The sequence below is a fragment of the Mesorhizobium sp. M0910 genome (genome assembly GCF_040319465.1).
GTDB lineage: Bacteria > Pseudomonadota > Alphaproteobacteria > Rhizobiales > Rhizobiaceae > Mesorhizobium.
The window spans coordinates 657,969-674,653 of record NZ_JAMYNZ010000002.1 but is presented as its reverse complement, the minus strand read 5'-3'; the positions used below and the strand labels follow the sequence as shown (position 1 = coordinate 674,653).

The following is a 16,685-nucleotide window of genomic DNA, read 5'->3' as shown; positions in this document are numbered from 1 at the left end:
TGAAGGCCAGCCGCCTGGCGTTAACGACGCGCTTTTTCGATTCTTGCCTCTTTACATCTGCGCGAGGCCAAGGATTTATCCTCTTCTTTAAGCTCAAGGAGAAGAAAATGTCCTTCGAAAACTGGGCCGCGTTTGCCGCCGCCTCGGCAGTCCTTCTGGTCATTCCAGGCCCGACCATCCTGCTGGTGGTTTCCTATGCACTCGGCCAAGGCTGGCGCACCGCGCTGCCGATGGCAGTCGGCGTGGCGCTCGGCGACTTCACCGCGATGACACTGTCGATGCTGGGCATCGGCGCGCTGCTGGCGGCGTCGGCCACCGTATTCACGGTGCTGAAGGTGATCGGCGCCGGCTATCTGATCTATCTCGGCATCAAGCTGTTTCGCGCCGGCGGCGCGCTCCGGGCCGAACCGCGCACCGATGCGGTGTCATCGGCGAAAATGGCGGCGCATGCCTGGCTGGTTACTGCGCTCAATCCGAAAAGCATCACCTTCTTCGTCGCCTTCCTGCCGCAGTTCCTCGACCGGCACGCGGATTTCTGGACACAGATGCTGATCTTCGAGACGACCTTCCTGACGCTCGCCTTCGCCAACGCCTTCGGTTATGCGCTGATCGCCGCAAGGGCGCGCAACGTCGTGCGCAATCCAAAGGCGATCCGCATCTTCAACCGCACTGGCGGCACGCTGCTGGTCGGCGCAGGCATCGCCACGGTGGCGATGCGATCGGGCAACTGAGGACACGCCATGGCGGTCAGGGATGCATTCGGCCTGACACTGTCTGGCGCGACGAAGGCCGGGTTTTCGTCCTACAGCCAGGCCGTGCGCGAATTGCAGTGCTTCATCGGCGATCCGGTCGGCTCCATTGACCGGGCAATCGCCGACGATCCCGGCTTCGTCATGGCGCAGGTGTTCAAGGGTTATCTCTTTGGCCTCGCCACCGAGCGTGAGGCGACGGCGGTGGCCAAGGCATGTCACGAGGCGGCGCTGCCGCTTGCCGGTACGACACGCGAGCAGGCGCATGTCGCCGCCCTTGGCCACCTTGCGGAGGGACGCTGGCATGAGGCCGCCCGCGTGCTGGAGGATATCGCCATCGAGTTTCCGCTCGATGCGCTGGCGCTGCAGACCGGGCACCAGATCGACTTCTTCACCGGCAATGCGCGCATGCTGCGCGACCGCATCGGCCGCGCGCTGCCGTCCTGGCAGAGCGGCATGCCGGGCTATCACGCCATACTCGGCATGCAGGCCTTTGGCCTGGAGGAAATGGGCGACTATGCGCGCGCCGAAAAACTTGGCCGCACGGCGGTCGATCTCGAGCCGCGCGACGGCTGGGCCCAGCATGCGGTGGCCCATGTCATGGAGATGCAGAGCCGGCAAAAGGACGGCATTCTGTGGATGCGCGCCAATCCCGAAGCGTGGACGCGGGAAAGTTTCCTGCAGGTGCACAATTGGTGGCACCTGTCGCTGTTCCACTACGATCTCGGCGAAATCGACGAGGTGCTGGCGCTTTATGACGGGCCGATCTATGGCGAGCGCTCGACGCTGGCGCTCAACATGGTCGATGCCTCGGCGATCCTGTGGCGGCTGCATCTCGGCGGCGTCGATGTCGGCAGCCGCTGGGCGGCGCTCGCCGCCAACTGGTTGCCCAAGGCCAGCGCCGGCCATTATGCCTTCAACGACGCCCACGCAATGATGGCGTTTGTCGGTGCCGGCCTCGACGCGCCGGCCAGCGGCTTGCTCGAGGCGCAGCGCGAGGCGATGCGCGGCAAAGACGACAACGCCGCTTTCACCCGGGATGTCGGCCATCCCCTGACGCTCGCCATCAAGGCATTCGGCGAGGGCAATTACGCCGGGACGATACGCTTGATCCGGCCGATCCGGGCGATCGCCCATCGCTTCGGCGGCAGCCACGCCCAACGCGACGTCATCGACCTGACGCTGATCGAGGCGGCATTGCGTTCCGGTGATGGCGCGCTGGCGAGGGCGCTTGCGGCGGAACGCGCGCTGGCACGGCCGGACAGCCCGTTGTCGGCACTGTTTTCACGGCGCGCAATCGCTCTCACGGCGAATTGACCAAGATTAAATCTTGCCTTAAAAACTGCCCCGGCCAGATTTTTTCGAGCGTCGAAAAAATCTTCGCGTGTTGACTGGAGCGTTTTTCCGGCAGCACGATTGCCGGGATATCTTCGCCGCCCGTGTCGCAGGACTGGGCTGGGAAGCAAGAAAGACCGTCGCCGCCAGGCCTGACGGATATGGGAGGAAGCATGTATCTCGGCCTCGATCTCGGCACGTCGGGCGTCAAGGCGCTGCTGATCGATGCAAGGCAGGGCATCGTCGGTTCCGGCCATGCGCCGCTCGATGTGTCGCGCCCGCATCCCGGCTGGTCCGAGCAGAACCCGGCCGACTGGATCCGCGCCTGCGAAGCGGCGATCGCCGAGCTGAGGTCCATGCATGCGAAGGAGCTCGCGGCGGTGAAGGGCATCGGCCTTTCCGGCCATATGCATGGCGCCACCCTGCTCGATGCCGCCGACCAGGTGCTGCGCCCCTGCATCCTGTGGAACGACACACGCAGCAACGCCGAGGCGGCTGCACTCGATGCCGACCCGCGCTTTCGCAAGCTGACCGGCAACATCGTCTTTCCCGGCTTCACCGCGCCAAAGCTCGCTTGGGTGAAAAACAACGAACCGGCTGTTTTTGCCAAGGTGGCAAAGGTCCTGCTGCCGAAAGACTTTTTGCGGCTCTGGCTTGCCGGCGACCATATTTCGGAAATGTCGGATCGGCTGGCACGTCGTGGCTCGATGTCGGCAAACGCGCCTGGTCCTCCGAACTGCTCGCAGCGACGTCGCTCGACGAAAAGCAGATGCCGTCATTGGTCGAAGGCACGGCCAAGGCCGGTGCCTTGCGCGGCGAACTGGCTGCGAAATGGGGCATGCAGACGGGCATCCCGATCGCCGGCGGCGCCGGCGACAACGCGGCCTCGGCCTGCGGCATGGGCACGGTCGGCGCCGGTCAGGCTTTCGTCTCGCTCGGAACGTCGGGCGTGCTTTTTGCCGCCAACGCGTCCTATCTGCCCAATCCGGAAAGTGCGGTGCACACATTCTGCCACGCACTGCCCGGCACCTGGCACCAGATGGGCGTCATCCTGTCGGCAACCGATTCACTCAACTGGCTGTCGGCAATTGCGGGAAAAAGCGCCGTCGAGTTGACCGCCGAACTCGGCGATGCGCTGCAGGCGCCGACCGGTGTCTCCTTCCTGCCGTACCTGTCAGGCGAGCGGACGCCTCACAATGATTCCGTCATTCGGGGCGCCTTTACCGGGCTTGCCCACGAGTCCGGCCGCGCGGCGCTGACCCAGGCCGTGCTCGAAGGCGTCGCCTTCGCCTTCCGCGACAGCCTCGAAGCCCTGGCCAAAGCCGGCACGACGCTGACCCGGGTGACGGCGATCGGCGGCGGCTCGCGTTCGCGCTACTGGCTGAAGGCCATCGCCACAGCGCTTGGCCTGCCAGTCGATATTCCAGCCGACGGCGATTTCGGCGCCGCCTTTGGCGCCGCCCGGCTTGGCCTGATCGCGGCGACCGGCGCCGATCCGCGCGCCGTGTGCACGGCGCCGGCGACGGACGCCACGGTCGAGCCGGTCGCCGCCCTCGGCGGTGCCTATGCAGATGCCTATCAGCGCTACCGCCAGCTTTACCCGGCGATCAGGAGCGCCACGGCGTGAGCGGTTTCCCACCCTCGCCGTGGCCTGCCGAGAAGGCCTCACTGTGCCGGCACCTTGTCGAGAAAGCCGGTGACGCTTTTCAGCCGGCCATTTTCGATGACGCCGATATCGGTGCCTTCGATGACGGACTCGACGCCTTCCGGCCCGAGATTCCAGGAGAAACGGATGGTATCGGCGAAGCCGTCCGGCTTGCCTTTCAGCGAGAACCTGAAGCCGGCAAAGCGCTGCTGCACGCCTTCGATCAGCGCAGCGATGCCGTCATGGCCGTCGCCCTGCATGATCGGATCGCGGTAGCCGACGTCCTCGGTGAAGGTCGCCTCGAGCAAGGCTTTCCTGCGTGCGGCGTCGCTCTCGTTCCAGGCGGCGATGTAGTTTTCGGCAATGGTGTTGAGGTCGGTCATGGTCTGTCTCCTTCGTTGGGTGGCTTTGACATGAGCCTTTTCGACCAGCGCCAGCGCGAAACCAATTACGCCTGAGGTAATCAGGCCGAACCATGCGAGAGGAAAAGAACATGAGCAGCGGTTTTTTCGGCGACATCCAACAGATCAAATACGAGGGACCGGATTCGACCAATCCGCTGGCCTACCGGTTCTACAATCCCGACGAGATCGTCGCCGGCAAGCGGCTCGAAGACCATCTGCGCTTTGCCGTCGCCTATTGGCATTCCTTTGCCTGGCCGGGCGGCGATCCGTTCGGCGGCCAGACATTTGACCGGCCGTGGTTTCCGAAGGCCGGCAGCACCGACACGATGGAGTTGGCCAAGCTCAAGGCCGACGTCGCCTTCGAGATGTTTTCGTTGCTGGGCGCGCCTTATTTCTGCTTCCACGATGCCGACGTGCGGCCGGAGGGCCGGGACTTTTCCGAAAGTGCGGCGCGGCTCGACGAGATCGCCGATTATTTCTCGGAAAAGATGAAGCAGACCGGCGTCAAGCTGTTGTGGGGCACGGCCAACCTGTTCTCCAACCGCCGCTTCATGTCGGGCGCCGCCACCAATCCCGATCCGGACGTCTTTGCCTATTCGGCGGCGACGGTGAAACACTGTATCGACGTCACCAAGCGTCTGAACGGCGAGAACTACGTGCTGTGGGGCGGCCGCGAGGGCTATGAAACGCTGCTCAACACCGACCTTGCCCGCGAGCAGGAACAGGCCGGCCGTTTTCTCCATCTGGTCGTCGATTACAAGCACAGGATCGGCTTCGAAGGCACCATCCTGATCGAGCCGAAGCCCCAGGAGCCAACCAAGCACCAGTATGATTACGACGTCGCCACCGTCTATGGCTTCCTCAAGCGTTTCGGACTGGAGAATGAGGTCAAGCTCAACATCGAGCAGGGCCACGCCATCCTGGCCGGCCATTCGTTCGAGCATGAACTGGCGCTGGCCAATGCGCTGGGAATCTTCGGCTCGATCGACATGAACCGCAACGACTACCAGTCGGGCTGGGACACCGACCAGTTCCCCAACAATGTGCCGGAGATGGCTCTCGCCTACTATCAGGTGCTGCAGGCCGGCGGCTTCAAGACCGGCGGCACCAATTTCGACGCCAAGCTCAGGCGCCAGTCGCTCGATCCGCAGGATCTGCTGATCGGCCATATCGGCGGCATGGATTGCTGCGCTCGCGGCCTCAAGGCGGCAGCGCGCATGGTCGAGGACAAGGCGCTGTCCGCCCCGCTCGCCGAGCGCTATGCCGGCTGGGATTCGGCCGAAGCCAAGGCGATGCTTGCCGGCAAGCGCACGCTGGAGGAAATCGCCGAGCGCGTCGTCAAGGAGAAGATCGAGCCGCAGCCCAGATCCGGCCGCCAGGAACTACTCGAAAACATCGTCAACCGGTACGTCTGAGGCGTACCATTCCGCGGCCGCATTGTTCAGCGGCCGCGGGATAAAGACGACTTTCCGCGGGGCTGAAACCGACAAGGTTCGCCCCGTGCGAAACTTTTGGTCTGCTTGCTGACCGGGCCTGGCATTTGCCTTTAGCCGTGATCGAGGCCTCTCAGGTAGGCGCAGAACATGTCGGCCATGGCGTCGGCGTAGGCTTCGATCTCCGCGGGGGTTCGGGGCAACTCCGAGAACTGCTTCCCCACCGTGCTGAGCGTCGTCATGACCAGGTCGCCGGCCAATTCGCGAGTCGCTTGCGCGGCGTTGGGCAACGCCTTCTGCATGAAGAGCTGGATGGTGCGGTCTCCGGACGCCCTTGCCGCCTGCGCCTCAGGCGCGTCGCGGTAAAGCGGTGCGGCGTCGTCGAGCGCCACACGCACCGCGGCCTCGTCACACTCCGAGCGGAGGAAGGCGTGGACCAAGGCGCGCAGCCGTTCAAGTGGCGGTTTCCCGACATCCTCGAGGATGTCGCGCAGCAAATCGGTCGTCTGCCGCCATTCGTCGCTCTGGAGCCGGAACAGGATCGCCGCCTTGTTCGGAAAATACTGATACAGCGATCCGACACTGACACCGGCCTTCTCGGCCACCCGCGCCGTGGTGAAGCGCTGCGCGCCTTCCCTCGCCAAAACCTGAACAGCAGCCTGCAAAATCGCAGCAACGAGCTCTGCCGAGCGGGCCTGCTTGGGCTGTTTTCGCGAGGAAATCCGGGGACTGCGGTGATCGCTCATTGAGAGGCGCGCCAATGCGATTAGTAAATGCGAATGATTAGTCGTATTTTGAGTGCCGCGCAAGAACGCATTCAATTCTGACTGGAGACCAACATGACTACACTGTCGACAACGCCGCTCGCGCCCCTGCTGGATCGCCTGTTCGAGGAAGCCGCTGCCGCAACGAGCCCTGCGGTGGCGGAGCTCTCCGCCGAAGATCGGATGCGCCTGGTTCGAAGCAAGACCGAATACCTCGATTTCTATGGGCGGCTAAAGGACCTCTGGCTTCCCGTTGCGCGAGAGACCGGCACGCTGCTCTACATGCTGGCACGAGGCAGCAGCGCAAGGACGATCGTTGAATTTGGAACCTCGTTCGGCATCTCGACCCTGCACCTTGCCGCAGCCTTGCGGGACAATGGCGGTGGCCGCCTCATCACCAGCGAGTTCGAGCCATCCAAGGTGGCGGGCGCCAGGAACAATCTGATGGCAGGCGGTCTCATCGACCTGGTGGAAATCCGAGAAGGAGATGCGGTGCAAACATTAAGCGTCGATCTTCCCGAAACCGTCGACCTGCTTCTGCTCGACGGCGCCAAAGCGCTCTATCCAGAGATCTTGAGTCTGGTCGAAAGCCGCCTCAGGCCGGGCGCCTTCGTCGTTGCCGACAACGCCGATCTTTGCCCCGAATACCTCGAGCGGGTGCGCTCGACCGGAAGCGGCTACATGTCCACGTCGTTCAGCGAGGATGTCGAGCTGTCGATGCGGCTTGGCTGAAGCACTGCCTGACTTGCGGGAACGATCGTGCCCCAGATGGGCGGCGGCGGATAAAACTTTGCCCGGCGCCGCCCATCAATCGCCTCGCTCTTGCCTTCAAACAGCCGTCACGAACCTCCTATAGTGTGGTTCGTGGCGGGAACGGAAAGAAGGAGGCGAAACGATATGCAGCACGAACGCGAAATCGACGCCCTGCTCTCATCTGGCGAGGCCGGATCGATCATCGACCGGCTGATGGCGCTGCCGCACCCGAAGCAAGGTGCGCTGAGTGCGAACGAATGGGATCGCGCGGTCGCCAGCCGCTTCGAGACCCATCTTGCGAGACAAATGCGCTCGCAGATCGACGGCAACAGCGACCGCCAGGACGCTGCCTGATCTACCTTTGTCTATGCATTGCCGTTGTCCCAAAACCGTTACGGACTTTTGGGCGACATGCATTATCCCCGACGCAGCCTGACCGGCGCTTCGCCGAACGCTCTTGAAAACGCTCTGGAAAATGCCGCGGCGGACGAAAACCCCGTTCGCCCGGCAATATCGGCCATGGCCACGCGCGTGTCGACCACCAGCCGGCGCGCGGCGCCGAGGCGCAGCCTGAGATAATAGGCGCCGGGCGTTTCGCCGATCGACTTGCGAAAGATACTTTCCAGCGTTCGTGCCGTCACCCCGGCGCGCTTGGCCACCGCGGCTATGGTCAGCGGCTGGTCGATATGCGCTTCCATCAGCCGGATGGCTTGCGCCAACCTGGGATCGTAGCCGTCGAGACGGCCGAGCGAGACCAGCGGCTGCGCGTCGGTCGCAGCGCGCGCCTGGTCGTAGATGAAGACGCTCGCGACATCGAGCGCCACGGCCATACCGAGCCGCGTGCGAATCAGATGCAGCATCAGGTCGAAGGTCGGCGAGGCGCCGCCGGAGGTGAACACCGGGCCGTCGATGACGTAGCGGTCGGGGCGCACGTCGACGCCGGGAAAGGCCGACGAGAAATCCTCCATGTCCTCCCAGTGGGTGGTGGCGCTGCGCCCTTCCAGCAAGCCCGCGCGCGCCACCAGCCACGTACCCGCCTCGACGCCGCCGCAGGCGCGTGCCGCGCGCGCCGCCCGGCGCAGTCCGGACAGCAGGGCCGATGTGGCATAGTTCTGCGTGCCGAATCCGGCGACGACGACCAGCATGTCGGTTGTGTCAGCCGCATCGAAGCGGCCGCTGACCGCCACCGGCAGGCCGCATGTGGTAACCGGCGCCTCGCCCGTCACCGAGACCAGCCTGAAATCGAACAGCGTCTCATCGGCAATGCGGTTGGCGGCGCGCAATGGATCGACGGCCGAGGCTACGCACATGATCGACGAGCCGGAGAATACCAGCAGCGTTACCTTGAGCGGCAAACGTTCGGCACGAAAGATCGTCGGCTTTTCGTTTTTGATCACACGATCTTCGTAAAACGCAAAACAGTTTCCGGCAAGTCAGGCATTCTTGCCCTACGTCCTATTGGGAGAGAGTCCTATGCCGTTAGCGATGAACCGTGAGGTCTTCATTACCTGTGCCGTGACCGGGTCCGGCAGTTCGCAGGATCGCAGCCCGCATGTGCCGCGTTCGCCCAAGCAGATCGCCGATTCGGCCATCGAGGCGGCAAAGGCAGGTGCGGCGATCGTCCACTGCCATGTGCGCGATCCCGAAACCGGCAAGCCTAGGCGCGACGTACACCTTTATCGTGAAGTAACGGAGCGCATCCGCGCGGCGGATGTCGACGTGGTTTTGAACCTGACCGCCGGCATGGGCGGCGACATGGTGTTCGGCCCGCCGGAAAACCCGCTGCCGCTGAACGAAAAAGCCACCGACATGGGCGGTGCCAGCAACCGCATGGAGCACGTCCGCCAGTGCCTGCCGGAAATCTGCACGCTCGACTGCGGCACGATGAATTTCGCCGAGGCCGACTATGTCATGACCAATACGCCCGGCATGCTGCGTGCCATGGGCGGCATGATGACGGCGCTCGGCGTCAAGCCGGAAATCGAGGCTTTCGACACCGGGCATCTGTGGTTCGCCAAGCAATTGGTCGAGGAAGAAGTGCTGAAGCCGGACGCCTTGGTGCAATTATGCATGGGAGTGCCGTGGGGGGCGCCGGACGACCTCAACACCTTCATGGCGATGGTCAACAATGTGCCGGCGACCTGGAACTGGTCGGCTTTTGCCATCGGCCGCAACCAGATGGCCTACGTCGCTGCCGCGGTGCTCGCCGGCGGCAATGTCCGCGTCGGGCTGGAGGACAATCTCTGGCTCGACAAGGGCGTGCTGGCGACCAATGCGCAGCTGGTCGAGCGGGCGGTCAGCATCGTGTCGAATATGGGCGCCAGGGTCATCGGCCCGGACGAAGTCCGCAAGAAGCTCAACCTGACGAAGCGCGCACCGCTTTGAACAGGGAATCGGTTGGGAGGAGCCGCCGATGAAGACCGTGAAATTCACCGCCATGAAGGACGGCGACCGCGAGGATTACGCCTTCCTCACCGAGCACGAGATCGACTACGCGGCAAAGACCGGCGAACGGCTGCTCGACGCGCTCGTCCAGCTTGATGCGGGTCTCTCGGGCTACAAGATCACCCGGCTCGGCCATTCGCTGCAAGCGGCAACGCGGGCCTGGCGCGACGGCGCCGACACCGACTGGATTGCCTGCGCCTTGCTGCACGACATCGGCGACATCTACGCGCCCTATAATCATGACGAATATGCGGCGTCGATCCTGAAACCCTTCGTTCGCGAGCAATGCACCTGGGTGGTGGAAAAGCACGGCGACTTCCAGCGCCTCTATTACGCCCATCACCTCGGCGGCAATCCGCACGCCCGCGACCGTTTCGCCGGGCACATCTACTTCGACGATTGCGATGAGTTTTGCGAACGATGGGATCAGTCGAGCTTCGATCCCGACTACGAGACATTGCCGATCGATTTCTTCCGGCCCTTCGTGCTCGAAGTGTTCGCGCGCAAGGCCTATGACGCGTCCGTGATCCGTGCCGGCGAACGCGTCGCCCTCACCGACCCCGCAACAGCCAGCACAAGAACCGGAGCTTCCGCATGAGCATCATCAACAAGGCGGCAGCCATCGGCGGCGGCGTGATCGGCGCCGGTTGGGTCGCGCGGCTGCTGCTCAACGGCATCGACGTATCGATCTTCGATCCCGACCCCGAGGCATCACGCAAGGTCGGCGAGGTGATGAAGGGAGCGCGACGCGCCTACAAGCAGATGCTGCCCGGCGGCTTGCCGAAAGAGGGCAAGCTCACCTTCGCCAAGACGATCGCCGAGGCGGTGGCCGATGCCGATTTAATCCAGGAAAGCGTGCCGGAGCGGCTCGACCTGAAGCACCGCGTGCTGGCCGAAATCGACCTTTATGCGCCGGCCAACGCAATTGTCGGCTCCTCCACTTCCGGCATCAAGCCGACCGACATGCAGGTGGCGATGAAGAAGCATCCGGAGCGGCTGGTCGTCGGCCATCCGTTCAACCCCGTCTATCTGCTGCCGCTGGTCGAGATCGTCGGCGGCGAACAGACCTTTCCCGAGGCGATCGACGTCGCCAAGGAGATGTATGCCTCGATCGGCATGAAGCCGGTGGTGATCCGCAAGGAGATCGAAGCCTTCGTCGGCGACCGCCTGCTCGAAGCGGCATGGCGCGAGGCGCTGTGGCTGGTCAAGGACGGCATCTGCACGGTCGAGGAGCTCGACGACATCATGCGCTATGGCTTCGGCCTGCGCTGGGCGCAGATGGGCATGTTCCAGGTCTATCGCGTCGCCGGCGGCGAGGCCGGCATGCGGCACTTCATGGCGCAGTTCGGCCCGTGCCTGAAATGGCCCTGGACCAAGCTGATGGACGTGCCGGAGTTCAACGACGAGCTGGTCGAGCTGATCGCGACCCAGTCGGACGACCAGGCGCACGGTCTGTCGATCCGCGATCTCGAAAAGATCCGGGACGACAATCTGGTCGCCATCATGGAGGCACTGTCGAAGCAGAACAAAGGCAAAGGCTGGGGTGCCGGCGCCTTGCATAGGGACTACACCAGGCAGTTGGCCAAGCTTGCGGCAAAGAAGCCCAGCGCCTCCAGGGCGGCCGAAAAGGCCAAGGCTGAAAAGCCGAAGAAAAAGAAGAGAGGCTGAGACCATGGATTTTGGTCTTTCGGAGGAGCAGAAGCTCATCGTCGAGACGACGCGGGCCTTCGTCGAGAACGAGCTTTACCCGCATGAGCGCGAGGTTGAACGCACCGGCGTGCTGCGCCGCGAGCTGATCGAGGAGATCAAGGCCAAGGCGATCGAAGCCGGCCTCTATGCCGCCAACATGCCAACGGAAGTCGGCGGCGCCGGGCTCGATACAGTGACCTGGCTGCTCTATGAAAAGGAACTCGGCCGCGCCAATTACGCGCTGCACTGGACCTGCGTGGCGCGGCCTTCGAACATCCTTCTCGCCGGCACGCCGGAGCAGCGCGAAAAATATCTGTTTCCCTGCATTCGCGGCGAGAAATGGGATTGCCTGGCAATGACCGAGCCGGGCGCCGGCTCCGATCTGCGCGGCATGAAGGCAACCGCCGTGCAAGACGGCGACGACTGGGTGCTGAACGGCACCAAGCATTTCATCAGCCATGCGGACCTCGCCGATTTCGCCATCGTCTTCATGGCCTCGGGTGAGGAAGAGTCTTCGCGTGGAAAACGCAAGAAGATCACCGCCTTTTTCGTCGACAAGGGCACCAAGGGTTTCACCGTGCGCGACGGCTACCGCAACGTCTCACATCGCGGCTACACCAATGCCATCCTCGAATTCGACGATTGCCGGTTGCCGGCCAGTCAGGTTCTGGGCGAGGTCCACAAAGGCTTCGACGTCGCCAATTCATGGCTTGGCGCGACGCGCCTGCAGGTCGGCGCCACCTGCCTCGGCCGCGCCGAGCGGGCGCTTGGCCACGCCGTCGAATACGCCGCGCAGCGCCAGCAGTTCGGCCAGCCGATCGGCAAATTCCAGGGCGTGTCGTTCAAGCTCGCCGACATGGCGACCGAGCTGAAGGCCGCCGACCTGATGGTGTTCGAAGCCGGCTGGAAGTACGATCAGGGTACCGTCACCGACCAGGACATGGCCATGGCCAAGCTGAAGGCCACCGAGATGCTTGCCTTCGTCGCCGACGAGGCGATCCAGATCCATGGCGGCATGGGGCTGATGGACGACCTGCCACTGGAACGCATCTGGCGCGACGCCCGCGTCGAGCGCATCTGGGAAGGCACTTCGGAAATCCAGCGACACATCATCTCGCGCGCGCTGCTGCGCCCGTTCGGGGGCTAGAGCGTGACCCCAAAAAGTGAAATCCGGTCTTTGGAAAAGATCATGCTCAGACGAAAAGATGACAATGCACAGGCTTGAACGTCTTTTGCGGCCGAAATCGATCGCTGTCTTCGGTGGTGCGCAGGCGGCGGCCGTCGTCGCGCAATCGATCAAAATGGGCTTTGCCGGCGAGATCTGGCCGGTGCATCCGACCAAGGACGAGGTCGCCGGCCGCAAGGCCTATCGCTCGGTGGCCGAATTGCCCAGTGCGCCGGATGCCGCTTTCGTCGGCGTCAACCGGCACTTGACCATCGAAGTGGTCAAGGCGCTGGCGGAGCGCGGCGCCGGCGGTGCGGTCTGCTTCGCCGCCGGCTTTCTCGAAACCGAGGCCTATGACGAAGACGGCGAGCGGCTGCAGGCCGAACTGGTCGAGGCGGCCGGCCAAATGCCGATCATCGGGCCGAACTGCTATGGGCTGATCAATTACGCCGACGGCGCGCTTTTGTGGCCCGACCAGCATGGCGGCATCAGGCTGCCGGAAGGCGGTCGCGGCGTTGCCATCATCACCCAGTCGTCGAACATCGCCATCAACATGACGATGCAGAAACGCGGCCTGCCGATCGCCTTCCTGATGACCGCCGGCAACCAGGCGCAGACCGGGCTTTCCGAAATGGCGCTCGGCCTGATCGAGGACGACCGCGTCACCGCGCTCGGCCTGCATATCGAGGCCTTCGATTCGGTAGCCGGCTTCGAAAGGCTGGCGGCACGGGCACGCGAGCTGAAGAAGCCTGTTATCGCCATGAAGGTCGGCCGCTCCGAGCAGGCGCGGCAGGCGACCGTCTCGCATACCGCGTCGCTGGCCGGCTCGGACGCGGCGTCCGGCGCTTTCCTGAGGCGGCTCGGCATCGCCCGGATCGATTCAATTCCCGCCTTCATCGAGGCGCTCAAGCTATTGCACGTCACTGGCCCCCTGCCCGGCTACCGGCTGTCATCGATGAGCTGCTCGGGCGGCGAGGCGTCGGTCATGGCCGACAGCGCCGAAGGCCGCTGGGTGACGTTTCCGCCACTCACCCCCGAGCACCGCGCGCGGGTCAAATCGACGCTCGGGCCGCTGGTCGCGGTGGCCAACCCGCTCGACTATCACACCTTCATCTGGAACAACGAACCGGCGATGACCGCCGCCTTCACCGCCATGGTGTCTGGCGGCTTCGACCTCAATATGCTGGTGCTCGACTTTCCGCGTCCCGACCGCTGCTCGGACACGGACTGGTGGGCGACGCTGCGCGCCTTCGAATCGGCGCTGAAGACCAACAGCGCGCAGGGCGCGATCGTCTCCTCGTTGCCGGAAAACCTGCCCGAGGAATACACTGCCGGCCTGATGGCGCGGGGCATGGTGCCGCTGTTCGGCATTTCCGAGGCCATGGACGCCGCCCAGGCGGCAGCCTTCATCGGCTGGGCGTGGCGCGAGCCGCAGGCGCAGCCGATCGACACTTCCGCGTCCGGCGCGCCGGCCGGCGACCATGTCACGCCGGACGAGGCCGAGGCGAAGGCGCGGCTCATCGAGGCCGGGCTCCCCGTGCCGAAGGGCGAGCGCGCCGGCAATGCGGTCGAAGCTGTGATCTCCTCGATGGCGCTCGGCTTCCCGGTGGCGCTGAAGGCTCTTGGCGTCATCCACAAGTCCGAGCTCGACGCGGTCCGGCTCAACCTCAGGGATGCCGAATCGGTCAGCACCGCCGCCCATGATCTCGGCCCGCTCGGCACCGGCCTTTATGTCGAGCGCATGGTGCGCGACGGCGTCGCCGAGCTGCTGGTCGGCTTCACTCGCGACCCGATGTTCGGCGCGGTGATGACGCTCGGCACCGGCGGCGTGCTGGTCGAGCTGTTGCGCGACAGCGTCACACTGATGCTGCCGGCGACCCGTGATGACATCGAGGCCGCTTTGCGCGGGTTGAAGCTGTTCCCGCTGCTCGACGGTTATCGCGGTCGGCCGAAGGCCGATGTCGCAGCTGCAATCGATGCGATATCGGGCATTGCTGCTTTCGTGCAGCAAAATGCCGGCGAGATCGAGGAGCTCGACATCAATCCTCTGATCGTCTGCACCGAGAGCAAGGGCGCCTGGATCGCCGACGCGCTGCTGGTGCTGGGAGAGAACAAAAATGTCTGACGTCATCACCACCCGCCGCGAGGGCACGATCCTCGAAGTCATGCTCGACCGGCCCAAGGCCAATGCCATCGACCTGAAGACGTCGCGGCTGATGGGCGAGACGTTCAAGGGGTTTCGCGACGATCCCGACCTGCGCGTCGCCATCGTCAAGACCGCCGGCGACAAGTTTTTCAGCGCCGGCTGGGACCTTAAGGCAGCGGCTGGCGGCGATGCCGTCGACGGCGACTATGGCGTCGGTGGCTTCGGCGGGCTGCAGGAATTGCGCGACCTCAACAAGCCGGTGATCGCCTGCGTCAACGGCATGGCGGTCGGCGGCGGCTTCGAGCTGGCGCTGTCCTGCGACCTCATCTACGCGTCGGACCACTCCTCCTTCGCGCTGCCCGAAATCCGCGCCGGCACGCTGGCCGATGCGGCAACGATCAAGCTGCCGAAGCGCATCCCTTATCACGTCGCCATGGACCTTTTGTTCACGGGCCGCTGGATGGATGTCGCCGAGGCGCATCGCTGGGGCCTGGTCAACGAGGTGCTGCCCAAGGAAAGACTGGAGGACCGCGTCTGGGAGATCGCCCGGCTGCTCGCCAGCGGCCCGCCGCTGGTCTTCGCCGCGATCAAGGAAACGGCCCGGGTCGCAGAATCGCTGACCTTCCAGGATGCCATGAACCGGGTGACGCGCCGGCAACTGCCGACGGTTGACGCGCTCTACGGCTCGGAGGACAATCTCGAGGGTTTTCGCGCCTTTGCCGAAAAGCGCGATCCGGTGTGGAAGGGCAGATAGTGAGTGTCCCTGGAACGACGGCGTTCCGTCCCAGAGGAGGGTGTTCAGGCGGATTCGTCACTATCCGTTCCGTTCCCATGACTAACTACAAGAAACTCATCGACGCCGAGACCTGGGCGTTCATCGAGCGGACCAATTCGTATTATCCGCCGGATACGATCGACTACACGATCGCCGAGCAGCGCGCGATCTACGACCGGATGTGCCGCGAATTCTCTGCCGGCTATCCGGATGGCGTGACGGCTGAAACCACCGCCATTGCCGCGCCAGCGCACGACGTCCCGATCCGCATTTATCGCAGCGCGGCGCCGAACGCCTCTGCGATGGTGCTCTATGTCCATGGCGGCGGCTACATCCTCGGCGGGCTCGACAGCCACGACGATGTCTGCGCCGAGCTTTGCGCCCGCACCGGCTATGAGGTGGTCTCGGTCGACTACCGGCTGGCGCCGGAACATCTGCACCCGGCCGCCTTCGACGATGCGATGGGCGCCTTCGAATGGGCCACCGCCACTTACGAATGCCCCGTCCTGCTCTGCGGCGACAGCGCCGGCGGCAATCTCGCCTGTGCCGTCAGTCATGCGACGCGTGGCCACGTGACAAAGCCGGTCGGCCAGGTGCTGATCTATCCTGGCCTTGGTGGCGATCGTTCACTCGGTTCCTATGTCACGCATGCCGAAGCGCCAATGCTGACGATGCGCGACCTGGAGTTCTATAAAAACATCCGGACTGGCGGAGTGGACGCTACAGGCGACATCACTTTGTCTCCGCTCGCCGACGCCGATTTCGCCTATCTGCCGCCTACCGTCGTGATCACCGCCGAATGCGACCCGTTGTCGTCGGACGGCGAAGCCTATCGCGACCGCGTCGTTGCCGCAGGCGGACGTGCCTGGTGGCTCGAGGAGCCGGGGCTGGTGCACGGCTATCTCAGAGCCAGGCACACGGCCGGCCGCGCCCGCTCGAGCTTTACCCGGATTGTCGATGCCGTGACGGTACTTGGGAAGGGCGAATGGATCTGGTGAGGGCTGTCCTCCTCACCGCGAAGGGCCTTTATCGGCCGCTATAGCTCTACTTGCGGCGGCGTCGGCCGGAGACCCGCCTCAACCAAGGTCCCAAATGAAAGGCGCTCATCAGCAGGTACATCGGGACCATGCCGCCCAGCGGCGACGCATCTTGCCCGGTCGAGCACATCATATCCGGCGCTCCGCCAAGAAACGTCAGCAGCGCCATGGTTGCGAAGGCCGGCGCGGCCGCAAAGGACAGCCAATCGGCTGCGCCAAGGCCGGCCGGGCTCGCATCGGCGGTGGATCCGCCTGCATGAATCTCGCTCATGGCCATAGTCCTGCATAACGAGCGGGATGCGTCGAATGAACGTGCATCCCGCTCCTCCAATTGTCCTAGCCGCA

17 protein-coding genes and 1 pseudogene are annotated in these 16,685 nt (G+C 64.2%); 13 read left to right on the top strand and 5 right to left on the bottom strand.

Annotated elements, in window-relative coordinates; all coding sequences use genetic code 11:
• The first annotated feature begins 107 nt into the window (after window positions 1–107).
• Both NKH78_RS07260 and NKH78_RS07255 read left to right on the top strand, forming a co-directional pair.
• The gene (locus NKH78_RS07260; protein WP_352736816.1) at window positions 108–731 is read left to right on the top strand and encodes a LysE family translocator; all 624 of its coding nucleotides are present in this window, start codon (window positions 108–110) and stop codon (window positions 729–731) included.
• A gap of 9 nt (window positions 732–740) precedes the next feature.
• Window positions 741–2,066 carry a tetratricopeptide repeat protein gene (locus NKH78_RS07255; protein WP_352882449.1) on the top strand — a complete coding sequence of 442 codons (1,326 nt, stop codon included), beginning with the start codon at window positions 741–743 and terminating at the stop codon, window positions 2,064–2,066.
• Here NKH78_RS07255 and NKH78_RS07250 read toward each other — a convergent pair.
• On the bottom strand, window positions 2,053–2,259 hold the full coding sequence (locus NKH78_RS07250; protein ID WP_352882446.1) for a hypothetical protein: 207 nt from the start codon (window positions 2,257–2,259) through the stop codon (window positions 2,053–2,055). The two genes, NKH78_RS07255 and NKH78_RS07250, sit on opposite strands and share 14 nt — an antisense overlap.
• On the opposite strand from NKH78_RS07250, the pseudogene xylB reads away from it, so the two are divergent.
• Window positions 2,258–3,711, top strand: a pseudogene (xylB, locus tag NKH78_RS07245) (xylulokinase). The gene NKH78_RS07250 and the pseudogene xylB overlap by 2 nt on opposite strands.
• Window positions 3,712–3,749: 38 nt before the next feature.
• Here xylB and NKH78_RS07240 read toward each other — a convergent pair.
• Entirely contained in the window at window positions 3,750–4,112 is a 363-nt protein-coding gene (locus NKH78_RS07240; RefSeq protein ID WP_352505928.1) for a nuclear transport factor 2 family protein, read from the bottom strand.
• A 110-nt stretch (window positions 4,113–4,222) separates the two neighbouring features.
• Here NKH78_RS07240 and xylA point away from each other — a divergent pair, with 110 nt between their 5' ends.
• Window positions 4,223–5,548 (top strand): xylose isomerase, encoded by a 1,326-nt coding sequence (gene xylA, locus NKH78_RS07235; RefSeq protein WP_352820171.1) that lies wholly within the window; start codon window positions 4,223–4,225, stop codon window positions 5,546–5,548.
• Window positions 5,549–5,679: 131 nt separating this feature from the next.
• On the opposite strand, the gene NKH78_RS07230 is transcribed toward xylA, so the two are convergent.
• On the bottom strand, window positions 5,680–6,312 hold the full coding sequence (locus NKH78_RS07230) for a TetR/AcrR family transcriptional regulator (protein WP_352820173.1): 633 nt from the start codon (window positions 6,310–6,312) through the stop codon (window positions 5,680–5,682).
• Between the two features lie 93 nt (window positions 6,313–6,405).
• Between NKH78_RS07230 and NKH78_RS07225 the strand changes: the two genes are divergently transcribed.
• On the top strand, window positions 6,406–7,062 hold the full coding sequence (locus NKH78_RS07225) for an O-methyltransferase (RefSeq protein WP_352820175.1): 657 nt from the start codon (window positions 6,406–6,408) through the stop codon (window positions 7,060–7,062).
• Window positions 7,063–7,227: 165 nt separating this feature from the next.
• Window positions 7,228–7,437 carry a hypothetical protein gene (locus tag NKH78_RS07220; RefSeq protein ID WP_254815980.1) on the top strand — a complete coding sequence of 70 codons (210 nt, stop codon included), beginning with the start codon at window positions 7,228–7,230 and terminating at the stop codon, window positions 7,435–7,437.
• 62 nt (window positions 7,438–7,499) lie between these two features.
• On the opposite strand, the gene NKH78_RS07215 is transcribed toward NKH78_RS07220, so the two are convergent.
• Window positions 7,500–8,480 (bottom strand): GlxA family transcriptional regulator, encoded by a 981-nt coding sequence (locus NKH78_RS07215; RefSeq protein ID WP_352882437.1) that lies wholly within the window; start codon window positions 8,478–8,480, stop codon window positions 7,500–7,502.
• 76 nt (window positions 8,481–8,556) lie between these two features.
• On the opposite strand from NKH78_RS07215, the gene bcoG reads away from it, so the two are divergent.
• The 7 genes from bcoG to NKH78_RS07180 all read left to right on the top strand — a co-directional run bounded on the left by bcoG (window position 8,557) and on the right by NKH78_RS07180 (window position 16,301).
• Complete coding sequence (bcoG, locus tag NKH78_RS07210) at window positions 8,557–9,468, top strand: 3-dehydrocarnitine:acetyl-CoA trimethylamine transferase BcoG (protein WP_352480227.1); 912 nt, start codon at window positions 8,557–8,559, stop codon at window positions 9,466–9,468.
• Window positions 9,469–9,496: 28 nt separating this feature from the next.
• The gene (locus NKH78_RS07205; RefSeq protein WP_352505936.1) at window positions 9,497–10,126 is read left to right on the top strand and encodes an HD domain-containing protein; all 630 of its coding nucleotides are present in this window, start codon (window positions 9,497–9,499) and stop codon (window positions 10,124–10,126) included.
• On the top strand, window positions 10,123–11,196 hold the full coding sequence (locus tag NKH78_RS07200; RefSeq protein WP_352505937.1) for a 3-hydroxyacyl-CoA dehydrogenase NAD-binding domain-containing protein: 1,074 nt from the start codon (window positions 10,123–10,125) through the stop codon (window positions 11,194–11,196). The genes NKH78_RS07205 and NKH78_RS07200 overlap by 4 nt, the downstream gene beginning before the upstream one ends.
• Before the next feature lie 4 nt (window positions 11,197–11,200).
• A complete protein-coding gene (locus NKH78_RS07195; protein ID WP_352505938.1) occupies window positions 11,201–12,364 on the top strand; it encodes an acyl-CoA dehydrogenase family protein in 1,164 nt (387 codons plus the stop codon).
• Window positions 12,365–12,428: 64 nt separating this feature from the next.
• The gene (locus NKH78_RS07190; protein WP_352505939.1) at window positions 12,429–14,507 is read left to right on the top strand and encodes an acetate--CoA ligase family protein; all 2,079 of its coding nucleotides are present in this window, start codon (window positions 12,429–12,431) and stop codon (window positions 14,505–14,507) included.
• Window positions 14,500–15,282, top strand: a complete 783-nt coding sequence (locus NKH78_RS07185; protein ID WP_352505940.1) for a carnitinyl-CoA dehydratase — start codon at window positions 14,500–14,502, stop codon at window positions 15,280–15,282. The genes NKH78_RS07190 and NKH78_RS07185 overlap by 8 nt, the downstream gene beginning before the upstream one ends.
• Before the next feature lie 77 nt (window positions 15,283–15,359).
• A complete protein-coding gene (locus NKH78_RS07180; protein WP_352505941.1) occupies window positions 15,360–16,301 on the top strand; it encodes an alpha/beta hydrolase in 942 nt (313 codons plus the stop codon).
• A 46-nt stretch (window positions 16,302–16,347) separates the two neighbouring features.
• Here the strand turns inward: NKH78_RS07180 and NKH78_RS07175 are convergent, their stop codons facing one another.
• The gene (locus NKH78_RS07175; protein ID WP_352505942.1) at window positions 16,348–16,611 is read right to left on the bottom strand and encodes a hypothetical protein; all 264 of its coding nucleotides are present in this window, start codon (window positions 16,609–16,611) and stop codon (window positions 16,348–16,350) included.
• Window positions 16,612–16,685: the final 74 nt, after the last annotated feature.

Excerpts from the sequence above, each read along its gene's own strand:
- NKH78_RS07190 (WP_352505939.1), top strand. The coding sequence starts at position 12,429 with ATGCACAGGCTTGAACGTCTTTTGCGGCCGAAATCGATCGCTGTCTTC.
- NKH78_RS07230 (WP_352820173.1), bottom strand. The coding sequence starts at position 6,312 with ATGAGCGATCACCGCAGTCCCCGGATTTCCTCGCGAAAACAGCCCAAG.
- NKH78_RS07250 (WP_352882446.1), bottom strand. The coding sequence starts at position 2,259 with ATGCTTCCTCCCATATCCGTCAGGCCTGGCGGCGACGGTCTTTCTTGC.
- bcoG (WP_352480227.1), top strand. The coding sequence starts at position 8,557 with ATGCCGTTAGCGATGAACCGTGAGGTCTTCATTACCTGTGCCGTGACC.
- NKH78_RS07180 (WP_352505941.1), top strand. The coding sequence starts at position 15,360 with ATGACTAACTACAAGAAACTCATCGACGCCGAGACCTGGGCGTTCATC.
- NKH78_RS07200 (WP_352505937.1), top strand. The coding sequence starts at position 10,123 with ATGAGCATCATCAACAAGGCGGCAGCCATCGGCGGCGGCGTGATCGGC.
- NKH78_RS07220 (WP_254815980.1), top strand. The coding sequence starts at position 7,228 with ATGCAGCACGAACGCGAAATCGACGCCCTGCTCTCATCTGGCGAGGCC.
- NKH78_RS07175 (WP_352505942.1), bottom strand. The coding sequence starts at position 16,611 with ATGAGCGAGATTCATGCAGGCGGATCCACCGCCGATGCGAGCCCGGCC.
- NKH78_RS07185 (WP_352505940.1), top strand. The coding sequence starts at position 14,500 with ATGTCTGACGTCATCACCACCCGCCGCGAGGGCACGATCCTCGAAGTC.
- NKH78_RS07260 (WP_352736816.1), top strand. The coding sequence starts at position 108 with ATGTCCTTCGAAAACTGGGCCGCGTTTGCCGCCGCCTCGGCAGTCCTT.
- NKH78_RS07225 (WP_352820175.1), top strand. The coding sequence starts at position 6,406 with ATGACTACACTGTCGACAACGCCGCTCGCGCCCCTGCTGGATCGCCTG.
- NKH78_RS07255 (WP_352882449.1), top strand. The coding sequence starts at position 741 with ATGGCGGTCAGGGATGCATTCGGCCTGACACTGTCTGGCGCGACGAAG.
- NKH78_RS07195 (WP_352505938.1), top strand. The coding sequence starts at position 11,201 with ATGGATTTTGGTCTTTCGGAGGAGCAGAAGCTCATCGTCGAGACGACG.
- NKH78_RS07205 (WP_352505936.1), top strand. The coding sequence starts at position 9,497 with ATGAAGACCGTGAAATTCACCGCCATGAAGGACGGCGACCGCGAGGAT.
- NKH78_RS07240 (WP_352505928.1), bottom strand. The coding sequence starts at position 4,112 with ATGACCGACCTCAACACCATTGCCGAAAACTACATCGCCGCCTGGAAC.
- xylA (WP_352820171.1), top strand. The coding sequence starts at position 4,223 with ATGAGCAGCGGTTTTTTCGGCGACATCCAACAGATCAAATACGAGGGA.